Origin of the sequence: Sphaerisporangium aureirubrum (genome assembly GCF_042658925.1) — a bacterium.
GTDB lineage: Bacteria > Actinomycetota > Actinomycetes > Streptosporangiales > Streptosporangiaceae > Sphaerisporangium > Sphaerisporangium aureirubrum.
Genome location: NZ_JBHSRF010000049.1, coordinates 21938 through 37618 on the forward strand (window position 1 = coordinate 21938; position 15681 = coordinate 37618).

Below are 15681 nucleotides of genomic sequence, written 5' to 3' on the forward strand. Positions count from 1 at the left end.
CCGCACGACACGATGGCCGCGGCCGAGGTGGGGCGGCCCCCCGGTGTCCCGGCCCGCGCCTGGTCAGGCGAAGTCGGGAGTGCCGGCGGGCATGGTAAATCGGAACTCCGCGCCGCCGCCGGGCGCCCGCTGCACGATGATCGTGCCGCCGTGCGCCTCCACGAGCCCCTTGACGATGAACAGGCCGAGGCCGGTGCCGCCGCGGCGGCGCGCGTTGCCGCGCCAGAACTGCCGGAAGACGCGCGAGACCAGCTCGGGTGCGACACCCTCGCCCTGATCACGCACGGACACGGCAACTCCCCACTCGATGGGCTCCACCACTATCGTCACCGTACCGCGCCCATGGCGCACCGCGTTTTCCAGCAGGTTGCCCAGGATCTGGTCGATCTTGTCCTGATCGAGCCACATCTCGGGGAGGTCGCCGCGCACGTCCAGGACGAAACGGTCGCCGGGGTCGCCCGCGGCCACCCGGCCTTCGATGATCTTACGGGCCCGGGCGGGGACGTCGACGACCTGGCGGTGCACCCGCAGCCTGCCGGACTCGATGCGTGAGACGTCGAGCAGCTCGGTGATCAGGCGGGTGACGCGGTCGGCGTCGGAGTTCACCGTCTCCAGCATCACGCGCTTCTGGTCGTCGGTGAAGCGCTCCCACTTGGCGAGGAGGGTGGCGGTGAAGCCCTTGACGCTGGTCAGGGGGGACCGCAGCTCGTGGGCGACCGTGGAGACCAGGTCGGCGCGGCTGCGCTCCAGCCTGGCGCGGGCCGCGGCGCCGCGCAGGGTGACCACGACGCGGACGACCTCGCCGCCGCGCTCGGGCCTGCGCACGAAGCGCGCGGCCACCAGCAGCTCCTGGCCGCCGGGGAGGTACAGGGAGCGCTCGGGCTGGCGGGTTCGGATGCGCAGGCCGCGGTAGGCGTCCAGCCACTTCCACCAGTCGCGCCCGTCGTTGTCCCGGAACGGGAGCACGTCGGGGAAGTGCTTGCCGACCGTGTGGTCGGCGACGACGCCGGTCAGCCTGCAGGCGGCGCGGTTGACCGCGACCACCTGACCGTGGTGGTCGATGACCACCACGCCGTCGGGGAGCTCGTCCACCGGAATCGAGCACGCGGCGTCGGCACCCCGCCGCTGGGTCGATCCGCCGTGCACAACGCCTCCTCGACGACTACAGGGCCGACAATAGCGGGTTTCCCACACCGGACGGCAGCCCTTGCCCGCCCCCCGCGACCCCCCGCGGCCGGGAATCCGGCCACCCCTAAGGGGGCCCCCACACCTGTCACGTTCCGAACGGATGAACGATCAGGACGCCCTCGGCGTGCCCGCTCCCCCGCCTGTGCCCGAACGATCTTGCCATGCCCCGCGAGCCCTTTCGCCGCGTGTCCGACGGCACGATCCGGACGATCCGGACGCCGCTCACCTGAGGGGGACGTTCAGCGGGCGGCGGGGCCGTTGGCCGGGGCGGTGCGCTGGGCGCGGGCGGAGGCGTAGAGGCAGACGGCGGCGGCCGTGGCCAGGTTGAGGCTCTCGGCGCGGCCGTAGACGGGGACGCGGACGACCTCGTCGGCCAGGTCGAGGACCTCCTTGGGCAGGCCCCAGGCCTCGTTGCCGAACAGCCAGGCCGCGGGGCCGGACAGGTCGACGTCGTCCAGGGTGTTCGTACCGGCGCCGTCGGCGGCCAGCACGCGCAGCCCGGCGCTCTTCAGGTGGGCGACGGTGGCGGCCACCGGGGCGGCGGTGACCACGGGGAGGTGGAACAGGCTCCCGGCGCTGGCCCGCACGCACTTGCCGTTGTAGGGGTCCACCGAGGCGTCGGTGAACACCACTGCTCCCGCGCCCGCCGCGTCCGCCGTGCGCAGCACCGTGCCCGCGTTGCCCGGGTCCCGCACGTGGGTGAGCACGGCGACCAGCTCGGTGCCGTCCGGGACGGCCTCGGCGAGCGGCACGTGCACGAACCGGCACACCGCCAGCACCCCCTGGGGCGTCACCGTCTGCGCCAGCTCGGCCATCACCTCGCCGCTGGCCCCGAAGACCGGCACCCCGGCCGCCCGCGCCGCCTCCACCAGGTCGGCGTGCCGGACCTCGGCCTCGGCCGTGGTGAACAGCTCGGTGACGACCCCCGGCGACGCGAGCGCCTCCCGCACCGCCTGCGGCCCCTCCGCGAGGAACGCCCGATCCCGCTCCCGGAACGCCCGCTTGGCCAGGCGTTTGGCCGCCTTGACCCGCGGAGACTTGACGTTGGTCAACTCGGACCCAGCCATCTGCCCCCCTGGACTGCCCGCACCGGACGGCACGGAAACGAGCGAACGACCCGCTCCCGAAAGAACGAGCCGTTCACCTGACGTATTGTCGCGGCCCACGCCGCCTGCCGGCCGCGCCTGCTTCGCCGTGGCCACATCCCGCCGCACCGGAAACAGCCGGCCGATCGGCCGGACCGCCATCGTGGGCGCCGTCCCCCTGTGAGCCTGGCTCGTCGCCTTCGGTGGAGCAGAGGTGGCCGGCCGCTGCCGGCGCGCCGTCCTGCTGCCGGGCCGCCCGAGCCGTGGCCGGGGCGAGCCGTGCGCCCCTGGTTCGCCGCCGAGCCGCCCGGGCCACGGTGGGGTGGCTGGTGGGCGGGCAGCGGGGCGTCGGGGGCCTCGGTGACCTGCGGGTCAGCTGGCGACCGGGGCGTTGACGTCGGACGGAAGTGCCTTGCGAGCGGCTTCGGCCAGGGCGGCGAAGGCGGTCGCGTCGTTGACCGCGAGATCGGCCAGCATCTTGCGGTCGATCTCGATGCCCGCGGCCTTGAGGCCCTGGATGAAGCGGTTGTAGGTGATGCCGTTGGACCGAGCCGCCGCGTTGATCCGCTGGATCCAAAGGCGCCGGAAAGCGCCCTTCTTGTCCTTGCGGTCACGGTAGGCGTAGGTCATCGAGTGGAGCATCTGCTCCTTGGCCTTGCGGTACAGCCTGGACCGCTGACCGCGGTAACCACTCGCCCGCTCGAGGACGACGCGGCGCTTCTTCTTGGCGTTGAGCGCCCGCTTAACGCGTGCCATGGTGATATCTCCCCGGGGGTTCGGTTACTTGCCGAGCAGCTTCTTGATCTTCTTCGTGTCTGCAGCGGACATGACGACCTCAGGCGCGAGACGGCGGGTCAGCTTGGACGACTTGTGCTCGTTGTAGTGCGCGCGGTTCGCACGGCGGCGCATGATCTTTCCGCTCCCGCTGAGGCGGAACCGCTTCTTCGCACCGCTGTGCGTCTTCATCTTCGGCATGTCAGCCGTCTCTCCTCATTCGTCCGTGCCGATTTCCCGGGCCAAGCTATCCCAGTCGGAGGCATGCCGACGTAAGCCTTGACCCGGTACGGTCTCCTGCCGCGTCTCGCCTATTCGTGGTCAGGCGCGACCGGTCATTCCCCTTGCTCCGAGACCGGGGCCATGTCAGGGGCGGGTGCTCCCGCCTCAAGCGGCTCACCGGAGGTTCGCGCGCGGGCCGCGGCCCGCTCGGCCTTGGCCTCGGCCTTCTTCTTGTGCGGCCCGATCACCATGATCATGTTACGGCCGTCCTGCTTGGGCTGGGACTCGACGAAGCCGAGCTCCGTGACATCCTCCGCCAGCCGCTGCAGAAGCCGGAAACCGAGTTCCGGGCGCGACTGCTCGCGTCCACGGAACATGATCGTGACCTTGACCTTGTCCCCCGCTTTGAGGAACCGCACGACGTGACCCTTCTTGGTCTCGTAGTCATGCGGGTCGATCTTCGGCCGGAGTTTGATCTCCTTGATGATCGTGTGCGCCTGGTTGCGGCGCGCCTCGCGTGCCTTCATGGCCGACTCGTACTTGAACTTGCCGTAATCCATGAGCTTGCACACGGGCGGCCGGGCCGTGGCAGCGACCTCGACCAGATCGAGATCGGCCTCCTGGGCCAGCTTCAGCGCATCACCGATGGAGACGATACCGACCTGCTCGCCGTTCGGACCGACGAGGCGGACCTCGGGCACGCGAATACGCTCGTTGATGCGGGGTTCAGTGCTGATGGGACCTCCTAGGTGCCTGGCAAACGCCGCTTGTCGCTCGACCGTGCCGGGGATCCCGCATTACATGCGAAAAGCCCCACACGTCGCGCATGCGGGGCCACTGGGCCTGCGATCCGCCGACCGCCTGCCCCCGGAGAGGATCCGGAGTGATCCTTGACCCGCCGGCCTCGCGGCCGATCAGGTGGGAGGGAGACCTCCGCTTGCGCGTCCAGCAGGCATGCCGGACCGATCAAGCAGCTACATTACCACAACACCCCGCCAGGACCGAAACATTCCCCCCGGTCCAGGCCCCGCCGCCCGAAAACCCCGCGGCCTGGCGGGCGTCCGCGGGATCCGGGGTAGGCACGCCATCGCCGGATCGGGCCGCATCACCTGCCGGGAGCGGAACCCGCCATGCGGTCCGGGCCGTCGGTTCAGCGGGCGAGGGCCGCGCGGCGGCGGATCTCGGCCTCGCCCGCCGCGCGCACCGGGGCGACGGGGACGCCGGTCCTGCCGGTGTACAGCTCCACCTGGCGTACGGCCTGGTGGACGAGCATGGCGTACCCGCCGACGACGGTGGCGCCCGCCGCGTCCGCCGCCTGGGCCAGGGGGGTCGGCCAGGGGGCGTACACCACGTCGAACACCGCGGGGACGCCGCGCACCATGGCGGCGACCTCGTCGGCCGCGCCGGGCGGCAGCGTGGACACCACCAGCTCGGCGTCCAGGGCGCCGAGGCCGGCGAAGGCGCGCACGGTCAGCGCGACGCCGAGCCGATCGGCGACCCGCTCGGTCTCCCCGGCCCTGGCGCGGTCGCGGACCACCAGCAGGGCCTCGCGCAGGCCGAGCTCGCGCAGCGCCGCCAGCGCCGAGGCGGCCGTGGCGCCGCCGCCGAGGATCGCGGCCGAGCGGGGCGCGGTGACGCCCTTCTCGGCCAGCGCCTGGACTATGCCGTGCACGTCGGTGTTCTCGCCGTGCCGCGCGCCGCCGGAGAACACGACGGTGTTCACCCCGCCCACCGCCACGGCCAGCTCGGAGACGCTGTCCAGCAGAGGCAGCACGGCGCGCTTGAGCGGCATCGTGAGGGACAGGCCCGCCCACTCCGGGCCCATCCCCGCCAGCAGCCCTGGGAGCCGCTCCTCGTCGCACTCGACGGCGTCGTAGCGCCATCCGGTCAGCCCGAGGGCCTGGTAGGCGCCGCGGTGCAGCGCCGGGGACAGCGAGTGGGCGATCGGGGATCCGAGCACGGCGGCACGCCGCTCCATCAGCCGCCGTCCTGGCTGCGGTTGAAGTCCTCCACCAGCTGGAGGAACTCGCTCTCCGAGTCGGTGAACTTGGTGATCTTCTTCTTGGGGTCGACGGTCACGAAGAACAGCCACGGGCCGTCGGCCGGGTTGAGCGCCGCTTCGAGGGCGTGGTCCCCGGGGTTGCCGATCGGCCCCGGCGGCAGGCCGGCGCGCGCGTAGGTGTTGTACGGCGACTTGCTCTTCAGCTGCTCGTGGGTGGCCGCGATGCCGTACTCGCCGAGGCCGTACATCACCGTGCTGTCCATCTGGAGCAGCATCGGCGGCGTGCGGTTCAGGCGGTTGTAGATGACCCGGGCGACCTTGGGCATGTCCTCGTACCGGCCCGACTCCGCCTGGACGATGCTGGCCACCGTGACGACCTGCAGCGGGGTGAGGCCCACCCGCCGCGCGCCCGCGACCAGGTCGGCCTCCTCGGCGGCGTGGTCGAACCGCTCCACCATGCCCGACAGCAGCTCGTCGGGGGGCGTGCGGGGCGAGACCTCGTAGGTCGCGGGGAACGCGAAGCCCTCCAGCTTGCCCTTGGCGTACGCGGGCAGGCCGAGCTCCTTGCCGTTCTTGGCGGCCCGCTGGAACTCCCGCACCGGCCGGCCGGTGGCGGTGGACAGCTGCTCCAGGACCTGGGAGAGGCGCAGTCCCTCGCGCAGGGTGAGGGTGGTCTTCAGGCGGCGCTCGGGGTCCAGCAGCGGGATCGCGTTGACGGCGGCCATGCCCTTGCGGAGCTTGTACTCGCCCGGCTGGAGGGACGCGCTCTTGCCGGCGGCGCCGATCGCGTTGACGAACGCCCGCTCGCTGGCCACCACACCCTGGTCGACCAGGGTCTGGGCCACCTCGGTCGCGGACTGGCCCGGCTTGATGGTCACGATGACCTCGCCGGTGCCCTGGCCGGTGTAGTCCTTGGGGATGGTGAGGCCGCGGATCCAGGTGAACCCGAAGTATCCGCCCGCGCCGACCACCCCGACGATGATGATCATCGCGAGTAGGAAGGCGGCGAAACCCTTGCGGCGCTGCCGTCGCTGGCGCCGTCTGCTGCGGCTGCGAGAGGTCCGGGAATTGCGAGACCTGCGCCGGGGACCCTCGTCGTCCTCGGCACCCAGCAGATTGTCGAGGTCCAGATCGCTCATAGGTGCGCTCGCCAATCTCCCGGTAGGAGCGGCCCGTCGTCAAGCCAGTGCCGTAAATTGGTGCGACAAGCCGGGCATGACGGGGTTGGGGGGCATGGGGCGCAGGTGACCTGCGCGGCGCCGTGCGACCCCGGGGACGCGCCGCTGGGGTGCGCCCGCCGGGCGGCGTGCATCAGTGCCGCCTCAGACGGGCGTGCAGCTCTTCGCGGAATTTCACAAACTCACTTTCTTTGTCAGTGAATTTGGTGATTCTACGCGCCGGATCGACCGTGACGAACCAGTACCAATCACCCTTTGCCGGATAAAGCGCCGCACGGAGTGCCGCCTCGCCGGGGTTGGCGATGGGACCGGGAGGCAGCCCGGGACGCAGGTAGGTGTTGTACGGGGTGTCGCGCTTGATCTCGGCGTGTGACGCCACGATGCCGTGCTTGCCCAGGCCGTACATCACCGTGCTGTCCATCTCGAGCTTGGCACCGGAGGCGAGGCGATTGTAGACGACCCTCGCGATCTTGGGGTAGTCGGCGCCCGTGCCGCCCTCCGCCTGCACGATGCTGGCCAGCACCACCACCTGCCGGGGCGTCAGCCGCACCCGGGCCGCGCCCGCCTCCAGCTCCAGCTTGGCGGCGGCGCGCTTGAAGCGCCGCACCGTGGCCCGCATCAGGTCCTTCGGGGTCGTCCTCGGCTCGACGTCGTAGGTGGCGGGGAACAGGAAGCCCTCCGCCTTCCCGGCCGCGTACGCCGGCAGCCCGAGCCCTTCCGGTGCCGCCGCGAGCGCCGCCAGCTCCGCCGCGGGCAGCCCGGAGCCCTGCGCCAGCCGCGCGACCGTCTCCACGGCCCGCAGGCCCTCGGGCACCGTCACGCGTTTCCTGACCCGCGACCGCGACTCCAGCATCAGGTCCAGCGCCGCCGCCGCGGCCATCTTCCTGCGCAGCCGGTAGCTCCCCGGCCGCAGCGTGCCCGCCTTCCCCCGCTCCTCCACCACCCGCACGAAAGCCCCCCGGCTGGCCACCACCCCGGCCTTGACCAGCGCGTCCCCGACCTCCCCCGCCGACACCCCCACCGGCACCTCGACCACCACGGCGCCCGCGCCACCCCCCTGGAAGTCCTCCGGCACCAGCAACGGCCGCAACACCATCACCGCGACCAGGACCCCCACCCCCACCACCAGGGTCCCCAGCCCCAGGACCAGCATCATCACCCCACGCCGTCCCCTGCGCGCCCGGTGCCCCTCGTCCTCCTCCTCGGCACCGTCGAACCGCAGCAGCCCGTCCTGCTCGGGGCCGCCCTCGTCACTGGAACGGTCCATCCCGCGCGCGGCACCTTCCGCGTCGCCGTCCTCGGGAGCGGAGCGGGTCATTTGGCGGGTCCCGGGCCAGGCTCTCCGCCCGGCGGGGGGACGGGAACGCCCGGAGGAGCACCGGAGGCACGTTCGGCGTCCAGCGCGGCCTGGAGGAGCACCACGGCGGCGGCCTGGTCGATGACGGCACGCTGGTTCTTGGCCCGCACACCGCTCGACCGCAGGTCCTGCTGCGCCGAGACGGTGGTGAGCCGCTCGTCGTACAGGCGGACCGGCGTGGGAGCCACCCGCGACGCGAGCCGCACCGCGAACTCCCGCGCGGCCACGGCCGCATGACTCTCCCGCCCCGACAACGACGTGGGCAGCCCGACGACCACCTCGACGGCCTCGTACTCGGCCACGATCGCCGCCAGCCGGCTCAGATCCCCCCGCCCCCGCCGCACCGTCTCCACCGGCGTGGCCAGCACCCCCGAAGGATCACTACGGGCCACCCCGACCCGTACCGCCCCCACGTCGACGCCGACCCGCACCCCCCGCCTCACGCCACCACTCCCCCGCCCACCCGCGCCACGCGGGTATCGAAGCGCACCGAGCGCGAACCCCTCGGAAAGAACCCACCCCCACGCCGGAAGAGATGGCCGGAGGCGAGGCGGGTGGTCGGTGACATGAAGGCGGGGTGGGTCATCGGAAAGAAGCCGCCCCCAGGCCGGAAGGGGTGGCCGGGGGCTAGGCGAGTGGTCGGTGACGTGAAGGCGGGGTGGGTCATCGGAAAGAACCCGCCCCCGGACCGGAAGGGGTGGCCGGGGGCGAGGCGGGTGATGGGTGGCATGGGAGTGGGGTGGGTCAGGTGAGGGTTTCCTGGATGGCCTGGGTGACCGAGGTGAGGGCGTCGCCGATCGACTCGGGTCGGGTGCCGCCGCCCTGTGCGACGTCGTCCTTGCCGCCACCGCCACCCCCAAGTGCCTTGGCGGCGACGCCGACCAGTCGCCCGGCCTTGAGTCCCCGGACGCGTCCCGCATCATTGACCGCGGCTACCACGACGGGGCGGTCCGCGGGCACGCCTGCTATCACGATCATCGCGGCACGGTCACCGGGGAACCTGCCACGCACGTCGAGAGCGAGTTTACGCAGGTCATCGGCCGAAGTCCCGTCCGGCGCGCGGTGGGTCACCACCGAGACGCCGCCGATGTCGCGAGCGCCGGCGGCGAGCTCCCCCGCCACCGCGAGCACCTGGGCCGAGCGCAGGCGCTCAAGCTCGCGCTCGGCGGTGCGCAGGCGGCTCACGATGCCCTCGACACGCTCGGGCAGCTCCTCGCGGCGGGTCTTGAGCTGCTCGGCGAGCTGGGCCACCAGCACGCTCTCCCGGGCGAGGAAGCGGAACGCGTCCACCCCGACCAGCGCCTCGACCCGGCGCACGCCGGCGCCGATGGACGACTCGCCGAGCACCTTGACCAGGCCGAGCTGCCCCGAGCTCGCGACGTGGGTGCCGCCGCACAGCTCACGGGAGTAGTCGCCGACCTCGACGATGCGCACCTCGTCGCCGTACTTCTCGCCGAACAGCGCCAGCGCGCCCATCGACCGCGCCTCGTTCAGCGAGGTGTGGTACGCGTGGACCTTCAGGTCGTTGATCAGGATCGCGTTGACCTCGTCCTCGACGTCGCGCAGCACGCTCGCCGGCACGGCGCCCGCCGCGGTGAAGTCGAAGCGGAACCGCCCCGGGGAGTTCTCCGAGCCCGCCTGGGCCGCGGTCTCGCCGAGCGCGTTGCGGAAGCCGCGGTGCACCAGGTGGGTCGCGGTGTGGCTGCGGGAGATCGCCCGGCGCCGCTCGATGTCGATCTCGGCCTGCACCGGGTCGCCGACCCGGATCTCGCCGTCGCCGACCTTGCCGCGGTGCACGATGAGCCCCGCGAACGGCGACTGCACGTCGGTGATCTCGACCCGGGAGGCGTCGCTGCGGATCAGGCCTTGGTCGGCCAGCTGGCCGCCGCCCTCGGCGTAGAAGGGGGTGCGGTCGAGCACGACCTCGACGGTGGTGCCCGCGCCCGCAGCCGGGACCGACGCGCCGTCCACCAGCAGGCCGATCACCCGCGCCTCGGCGACGGTGTGGTCGTAGCCGAGGAAGTCGACCCGGCCCGCCCGGTCGAGCATCTCGCCGAGCACCGAGACGTCGGCGTTGCCGGTCTTCTTGGCCGCGGAGTCGGCCTTGGCGCGCTGGCGCTGCTCGTTCATCAGGCGGCGGAAGCCGTCCTCGTCGACCTGGAGGCCCTGCTCGGACGCCATCTCGAGGGTGAGGTCGATGGGGAAGCCGTAGGTGTCGTGCAGCTGGAACGCCTGGCCGCCCGCCAGCACGGTGACGCCCTTGCGCTTGTTCTCCTCGACGGCCGCGTCGAAGATCGCGGTGCCGGTGCGCAGGGTGCCGAGGAAGGAGGTCTCCTCGGCGTCGATCACGGTGTGGATGTTCGCCGCGTCGCTCTTGAGGTCGGGGTACTGCTCGCCCATCACGGCGAGGGTGGTGGCGGTCAGCTCGTGCATGTAGCGCTCCTCGCCCGCGCCGAGCAGGCGGAGGTTGCGGATCGCCCGGCGCAGCATGCGCCGCAGGACGTACCCCCGGCCCTCGTTGGAGGGCAGCACACCGTCACCCACCAGCATCACGCCGGCGCGCATGTGGTCGGCGACCACCCGCAGCGAGACGTCGGCGCGGTGGTCGCGGCCGTACCGCGAGCGGGTGAGCTCGGCGGCCCGGTCGAGGATCTTGTACGTGGTGTCGATCTCGTAGATGTTGTCGACGCCCTGCAGGATGGCCGCCATGCGCTCCAGGCCCATGCCGGTGTCCACGCTCTTGGCGGGCAGCTCGCCCGCGATGTCGAAGTCGATCTTGGTGCGCACGGCGCTGAGCTGGAACTGCATGAAGACGTTGTTCCAGACCTCGAGGTAGCGGTTCTCGTCCGCGACGGGACCGCCCTCCTTGCCGTACTCGGGGCCGCGGTCGTAGTAGATCTCGCTGCACGGGCCGCCGGGGCCGGGCACGCCCATGTGCCAGTAGTTGTCGGCCAGGCCGCGCCGCTGGATGCGCTCCAGCGGGACGCCGACCTGCTTGTGCCAGATGTCGCGGGCCTCGTCGTCGTCGTGGAAGACGGTCACCCAGAGGCGGTCCTCGGAGAAGCCGAAGCCGCCCTGCGCCTCGGGGGTGGTGAGCAGCTCCCAGGCGTACGGGATCGCCTTGTCCTTGAAGTAGTCGCCGAAGGAGAAGTTGCCCAGCATCTGGAAGAAGCTCGCGTGGCGCGTGGTCTTGCCCACCTCGTCGATGTCCAGGGTGCGCATGACCTTCTGGACGGAGGCGGCCCGGGGGTACGGCGGCTTCTTCTGGCCGAGGAAGTAGGGCTTGAAGGGCACCATGCCCGCGTTGACCAGCAGCAGCGTCGGGTCCTCGGCGACAAGGCTGGCCGAGGGCACGACGGTGTGGCCGCGCTCCTCGAAGAAGCGCAGGAAGCGGCGGGCGATCTCTGCCGACTCCATCTCAGCGGCCGTCCTTTTCGTCGTGGTGGTGGATATGTCCAACGGTGTCGAGTCCGAGACGCGCGTGCAACTCGGTTTCCCTGGCGGCCGACAGGCGCCGGACGTCCCCGGTGAACCCGCGGGCCTCGGCCAGCAGCCCGGCCGCCCGGCCCGCCGTGCGGCGGGCGATGTGGTCGGGCTTCAACGCTTGAAGCTTACGCATCGCCCAGACTCCGGCGTACGCGCCGAGGGCGAAGTAGAAAAGGCGGCGGATCACTGGGAACGCCTTCCCCGGGACAGCGCCGCGGGGCGGCGGCGGGCGGCGAAGGCGCCGCGGATGCCGTGCATCAGCGAGGCGGTCTTGACCAGCGGGGCGGTGAACACGGTGGACACGACACCGGTGATCTTGGCCAGGTCGCCGCTCGCCTCGCGCATGTTGCCCGCGATGGCCTCGGCCGCGACGAGCTGGCGGTTGGTCTCGGCGACCGTGAGGGTCATGTCCTCCAGCAGCGGGACCATGCGGTCACTCAGCTCGGCGACCGTCCTGGCGGTGCGGTCGAGCAGCCGGCCCAGTTTCACCAGCACCACGGCAAGAAAGCAGACGAGGATCGCCCAGAACAGGGCGACGATGAGGCCGGCGACCTCTCCCGCGCTCAGCATCTCGGTGCATCCCCTCAATAAGCGCCCGGCAACTGTACGGCCCGGCTCGGGGCGGATGGGATGGTCAAGACCCTATCGCGCCCCGCCCCCTGCCCCGCCTCCAGCGCGCGACTTGTGGACAACCCCTCGGCGTTCCGCTCCGGTCACCACCTGCCGCCCTGCCCGATGTCCCCAGGCCTAGCCCGTACCACCTCCCGCCAGTGAGGCTTGTGGTGGGTGGTAGCGGTATTCCGGCGGCGCCGCCGTAGTCCCGTCTCCTCGCCGAAGTCCGCCTTCCCGGCGGCGCAGCCGTCGTGCCGTCGCCTCGCCGAGATCCGTCATTCCGGCGGCGCCGCCGGAATGACGTCGCCCCGTCGGGGTTCGTCTTTTCGGCGCCGAATCGGCGAGATGTGGTACGGCGAACACGGCGCCGCCATACGGCGGGACACCGGCCACCGGAACGCATCGTGGTGGAGCACCATGAGCCCGGCAGGGCCCCGGGGGTGCGGGGGTGTCCCCCGCATGAGCACAGCCCTCGCGCCTTCCGCGCGGAGCGCGTCCGCCGCGAGGACCATTTCACCGGCGCCGCGCACACCACGGGTTGCCCGCCGTACGACGGCGCCGACTTCGCCGTACCACGTCCCGCCGTACCGGCGCCGGAACACAGGTCAACACCGTTCGGACGGGTGCGGGGCGCGGAGGGCCCGGGGCGCGGAGGGCCCGGGGCGCGGAGGCGAATGGCACGGGGCACAGAGGCGAGGGGCGGGAGGGTGGGGCTGGTGGGGAGGGTGGAGGGAGGGGTTAGGGGTGGTTGCGGAGGTAGTCGCGGATTTTGGTCCAGCGGGTGGCTACCTGGGCTTCGGCGCCGTGGGTGGTGGGCTCGTAGTACTGGCGGTCCTGGAGGTTCTGGGGGGCGTACTCCTGGGGGACCAGGCCGTGGTCGTAGTCGTGGGGGTACTTGTAGTCCTTGCCGTGGCCGAGTTTGGCGGCGCCGGGGTAGTGGGAGTCGCGGAGGTGGGAGGGGATCTGGCCGATGAGGCCGCGGCGGACGTCGGCGGTGGCGGCGCCAAGGGCCTTGACCACGGCGTTGGACTTGGGGGCCAGGGCGCAGTGGATCACGGCGTGGGCGAGGTTGATGGCACCCTCGGGGAGGCCGATCATCTGGACGGCCTGGGCGGCGGCCACGGCGACCTGGAGGCAGGTGGGGTCGGCCATGCCGACGTCCTCGGAGGCGAAGATGACGATGCGGCGGGAGATGAAGCGGGGATCCTCGCCGGCCTCGACCATGCGGGCCAGGTAGTGGAGCGCGGCGTCGGCGTCCGACCCGCGCATGCTCTTGATGAACGCGCTGACCACGTCGTAGTGCTGGTCGCCCTGCCGGTCGTAGCGCACCGCGGCCTTGTCGACGGCCTTCTCGACGGTCTCGACGGTGATCTCCCCCGACGGGACGATCAGCGCCGCGGCCTCCAGGTAGGTCAGCGAGCGCCGCGCGTCTCCCCCGGCCAGGCGCACCAGGTGGTCGGCCGCCTCCGAGGCCAGGGTGACCCTCCCGCCGAGGCCCCGCGGGTCGCGCACGGCGCGTTCCAGGACCGCGCGGACGTCCTCCTCCGACAAGGGCTCCAGCGTCAGCAGCAGCGACCGGGACAGCAGCGGCGAGATCACCGAGAAGAAGGGATTCTCGGTGGTGGCGCCGATGAAGGTCACCCAGCGGTTCTCCACGGCGGGCAGCAGCGCGTCCTGCTGGGCCTTGTTGAAGCGGTGGACCTCGTCGACGAACAGCACGGTCTGGCGCCCGCTCATGCCGAGCTCGCCCTTGGCCTGGTCGATGGCCGCGCGGACCTCCTTGACGCCCGCGGAGACCGCCGAGACCTCGACGAAGCGGCGTTTGGTGGCGCCGGCCACGACGTACGCCAGGGTGGTCTTCCCGGTGCCGGGCGGGCCCCACAGGAACAGCGACATGGGCGCGTCGCTCTCCACCAGCCGCCGCAGGGGGGTGCCGGGCCCGAGGAGGTGGCGCTGGCCGATCACCTCGTCCAGGCCGCGGGGCCGCATGCGCACCGCCAGCGGCTCCTGGCTCCGGTGGGCCTCCTCCGCCGCCGCGTCGAACAAACTCTCCACGGGCCGACACTACCCGCCGTCACGGCGCCGCACCGCGTGCGGAGCGGTCAGCTCCAGACAGCGACGGCGCCGGTGTGCCCGGACCGGACCGCGTAGAACCCGGCCGCGACGGCCAGCACGACGGTGATCACGGTGAGGATCGCGGTGGCCACCTTGCCGAGCCGCAGGGACGAGTAGACCAGCAGCAGCGTGGACACCCCGAGCGCGATCGTGCTGTACAGCAGCGGGTTGGCGTAGCTCATGTGCTCGTCCAGCTTGGCGCCGAGGGGTCCCTCGGGCACCTCGCCGCCGAAGTTGCGGTCGATGAAAGCCTCACCGCTCGCCTTGGCCGCGAACGCAGCGATCGGCGCCACCACCGACAGCAGGGCGACGGCCCAGCCGAGCTGAGGCCGCACCCGCGGCACCACACCGAACACCACCGCCCCCACGGCGAGCAGCGGGATGAAGATGACGGCGGTGTGCACGATCAGGGGGTGGGCGGGCAGGCCGAAGACATCTTCGAACATGATCTGGCTCCTGTCGGGTGGGTAGATCGCGTCCCCTCTATACGCGCGGGGCCGTCCGCAGGTTCTTGGACGGTCCCGGGTGCGCGCCCGCCCCCGCCGGCCACGTGAGCCCACGATGACGGGTGCCACGTCAAGGGACCGTAAGAAACTACCGCAGCGGACATTCCTCACCGCAAGCATCTGGCCTCCGTGCGGGTTCCCAAGCGGGAGGAACTACACGTTTTATGCGGTCGGCACACAAAGGCCGGTACGATTCCCGAGCATCTGAAGTCATCTATCCGCAAATGGAAGGCATACCGTGACCGACGTGGATCGCCAGACCCAGCTGGCACGGGAGCACCGCGAGCGGCAGGAAGAGCGCGCCACCAAACCGCCGTCTGGACGGCGCAACACGATCATCGGTGCCGGTTTGGGCGTGGTGGTCGTCGCCGGGGGGATCGTCGCCGCCACCACTTTGCTGGGCGGCGGGGGTGATCCCGGCGGGCAGGCCGCCGCCACCCCGTCCGCGTCGGCACCGGCGTCGGCACCGGCCGTCGACCCAGGCCTGACGGCCCCTCCGGCCGATCCCGCCAAGATCAGTTGCTCCTATCGCAAGGACGACAGCGGCTTGCCGGCCAAGAAGGTGGGCATGCCACCCACCAAGCCGGACTTGAAGGCCAAGTTCATGACGATCGACACCAACCAGGGCAAGATCGTCATCGAGCTGGCCACCGCCGCCGCGCCCTGCACGGTCAACTCGTTCGAGTTCCTGGCCAAGAAGAACTACTTCGACGGCACGCGCTGCCACCGCCTGGCCACCGTGGACACCACGGGCCTCGGCATGCTGCAGTGCGGCGACCCGCTGGCCAAGGGCGACGGCAAGACCAAGGACGACGGCACCGGCGGCCCCGGGTACCTGTTCGAGGACGAGAACCTCGGCGGCATCCCCTACACCCGCGGCACGGTGGCCATGGCGCAGGGCGCCGAGGACGCCAACTCCAACGGCAGCCAGTTCTGGATCTCGTTCTCCGACGAGAACACCCAGCTGGCGGGCGCGGGCGCCGCGTACACGCCGTTCGGGGTCGTCAAGGAAGGCATGGACGTCGTGGACAAGATCGCCAAGGGTGGCATCATCCCCTTCAACGGCGACCCCATGGCCGACGTCCGCGGCGAGGGCTCCAACGCCCCCAAGCTGCCGGTGATCATCAAGAACGTCACGGTGACCCAGTAGGTCCCA

Annotated in this window: 15 protein-coding genes; 1 reads left to right on the forward strand and 14 read right to left on the reverse strand. The window is 71.6% G+C overall.

Annotated elements, in window-relative coordinates:
• Positions 1-63 precede the first annotated feature (63 nt).
• The 14 genes from ACFP1K_RS26775 to ACFP1K_RS26840 form a co-directional block, all read right to left on the reverse strand.
• Positions 64-1146, reverse strand: a complete 1083-nt coding sequence (locus ACFP1K_RS26775; protein ID WP_380758218.1) for a sensor histidine kinase — start codon at positions 1144-1146, stop codon at positions 64-66.
• Positions 1147-1427: 281 nt separating this feature from the next.
• The gene (locus tag ACFP1K_RS26780) at positions 1428-2255 is read right to left on the reverse strand and encodes a TrmH family RNA methyltransferase (RefSeq protein WP_380758220.1); all 828 of its coding nucleotides are present in this window, start codon (positions 2253-2255) and stop codon (positions 1428-1430) included.
• A gap of 390 nt (positions 2256-2645) precedes the next feature.
• Complete coding sequence (rplT, locus tag ACFP1K_RS26785; protein WP_380758222.1) at positions 2646-3029, reverse strand: 50S ribosomal protein L20; 384 nt, start codon at positions 3027-3029, stop codon at positions 2646-2648.
• A 24-nt stretch (positions 3030-3053) separates the two neighbouring features.
• Positions 3054-3248, reverse strand: a complete 195-nt coding sequence (gene rpmI, locus ACFP1K_RS26790) for a 50S ribosomal protein L35 (protein ID WP_380758224.1) — start codon at positions 3246-3248, stop codon at positions 3054-3056.
• 134 nt (positions 3249-3382) lie between these two features.
• On the reverse strand, positions 3383-4060 hold the full coding sequence (gene infC, locus ACFP1K_RS26795; protein WP_449329160.1) for a translation initiation factor IF-3: 678 nt from the start codon (positions 4058-4060) through the stop codon (positions 3383-3385).
• 359 nt (positions 4061-4419) lie between these two features.
• Entirely contained in the window at positions 4420-5247 is an 828-nt protein-coding gene (locus ACFP1K_RS26800; protein ID WP_380758226.1) for a shikimate dehydrogenase, read from the reverse strand.
• Complete coding sequence (gene mltG, locus ACFP1K_RS26805) at positions 5247-6410, reverse strand: endolytic transglycosylase MltG (RefSeq protein WP_380758228.1); 1164 nt, start codon at positions 6408-6410, stop codon at positions 5247-5249. The genes ACFP1K_RS26800 and mltG (ACFP1K_RS26805) overlap by 1 nt, the downstream gene beginning before the upstream one ends.
• Before the next feature lie 172 nt (positions 6411-6582).
• Entirely contained in the window at positions 6583-7767 is a 1185-nt protein-coding gene (gene mltG, locus ACFP1K_RS26810) for an endolytic transglycosylase MltG (protein ID WP_380758229.1), read from the reverse strand.
• Positions 7764-8249, reverse strand: coding sequence for a Holliday junction resolvase RuvX (gene ruvX / locus ACFP1K_RS26815; protein ID WP_380758231.1), 486 nt, complete (start codon positions 8247-8249; stop codon positions 7764-7766). Before ruvX ends, mltG (ACFP1K_RS26810) begins: the two co-directional genes overlap by 4 nt.
• A gap of 301 nt (positions 8250-8550) precedes the next feature.
• Positions 8551-11223 (reverse strand): alanine--tRNA ligase, encoded by a 2673-nt coding sequence (alaS, locus tag ACFP1K_RS26820; RefSeq protein WP_380758232.1) that lies wholly within the window; start codon positions 11221-11223, stop codon positions 8551-8553.
• A 1-nt stretch (position 11224) separates the two neighbouring features.
• The gene (locus ACFP1K_RS26825) at positions 11225-11479 is read right to left on the reverse strand and encodes a hypothetical protein (RefSeq protein WP_380758234.1); all 255 of its coding nucleotides are present in this window, start codon (positions 11477-11479) and stop codon (positions 11225-11227) included.
• Complete coding sequence (locus ACFP1K_RS26830) at positions 11476-11862, reverse strand: DUF948 domain-containing protein (protein ID WP_380758236.1); 387 nt, start codon at positions 11860-11862, stop codon at positions 11476-11478. Before ACFP1K_RS26830 ends, ACFP1K_RS26825 begins: the two co-directional genes overlap by 4 nt.
• A 780-nt stretch (positions 11863-12642) precedes the next feature.
• Complete coding sequence (locus ACFP1K_RS26835; RefSeq protein WP_380758238.1) at positions 12643-13959, reverse strand: replication-associated recombination protein A; 1317 nt, start codon at positions 13957-13959, stop codon at positions 12643-12645.
• A gap of 47 nt (positions 13960-14006) precedes the next feature.
• Entirely contained in the window at positions 14007-14465 is a 459-nt protein-coding gene (locus ACFP1K_RS26840) for a hypothetical protein (RefSeq protein WP_380758240.1), read from the reverse strand.
• 298 nt (positions 14466-14763) lie between these two features.
• Between ACFP1K_RS26840 and ACFP1K_RS26845 the strand changes: the two genes are divergently transcribed.
• Positions 14764-15675: a peptidylprolyl isomerase gene (locus tag ACFP1K_RS26845; RefSeq protein WP_380758242.1), complete on the forward strand. Its 912-nt coding sequence runs from the start codon at positions 14764-14766 to the stop codon at positions 15673-15675.
• The last annotated feature ends 6 nt before the right edge of the window (positions 15676-15681 follow it).

Coding starts and splice junctions, on each gene's coding strand:
- ACFP1K_RS26780 (WP_380758220.1), bottom strand. CDS start 2,255: ATGGCTGGGTCCGAGTTGACCAACGTCAAGTCTCCGCGGGTCAAGGCG.
- rplT (WP_380758222.1), bottom strand. CDS start 3,029: ATGGCACGCGTTAAGCGGGCGCTCAACGCCAAGAAGAAGCGCCGCGTC.
- ACFP1K_RS26800 (WP_380758226.1), bottom strand. CDS start 5,247: ATGGAGCGGCGTGCCGCCGTGCTCGGATCCCCGATCGCCCACTCGCTG.
- ACFP1K_RS26840 (WP_380758240.1), bottom strand. CDS start 14,465: ATGTTCGAAGATGTCTTCGGCCTGCCCGCCCACCCCCTGATCGTGCAC.
- rpmI (WP_380758224.1), bottom strand. CDS start 3,248: ATGCCGAAGATGAAGACGCACAGCGGTGCGAAGAAGCGGTTCCGCCTC.
- mltG (WP_380758229.1), bottom strand. CDS start 7,767: ATGACCCGCTCCGCTCCCGAGGACGGCGACGCGGAAGGTGCCGCGCGC.
- alaS (WP_380758232.1), bottom strand. CDS start 11,223: ATGGAGTCGGCAGAGATCGCCCGCCGCTTCCTGCGCTTCTTCGAGGAG.
- mltG (WP_380758228.1), bottom strand. CDS start 6,410: ATGAGCGATCTGGACCTCGACAATCTGCTGGGTGCCGAGGACGACGAG.
- ACFP1K_RS26830 (WP_380758236.1), bottom strand. CDS start 11,862: ATGCTGAGCGCGGGAGAGGTCGCCGGCCTCATCGTCGCCCTGTTCTGG.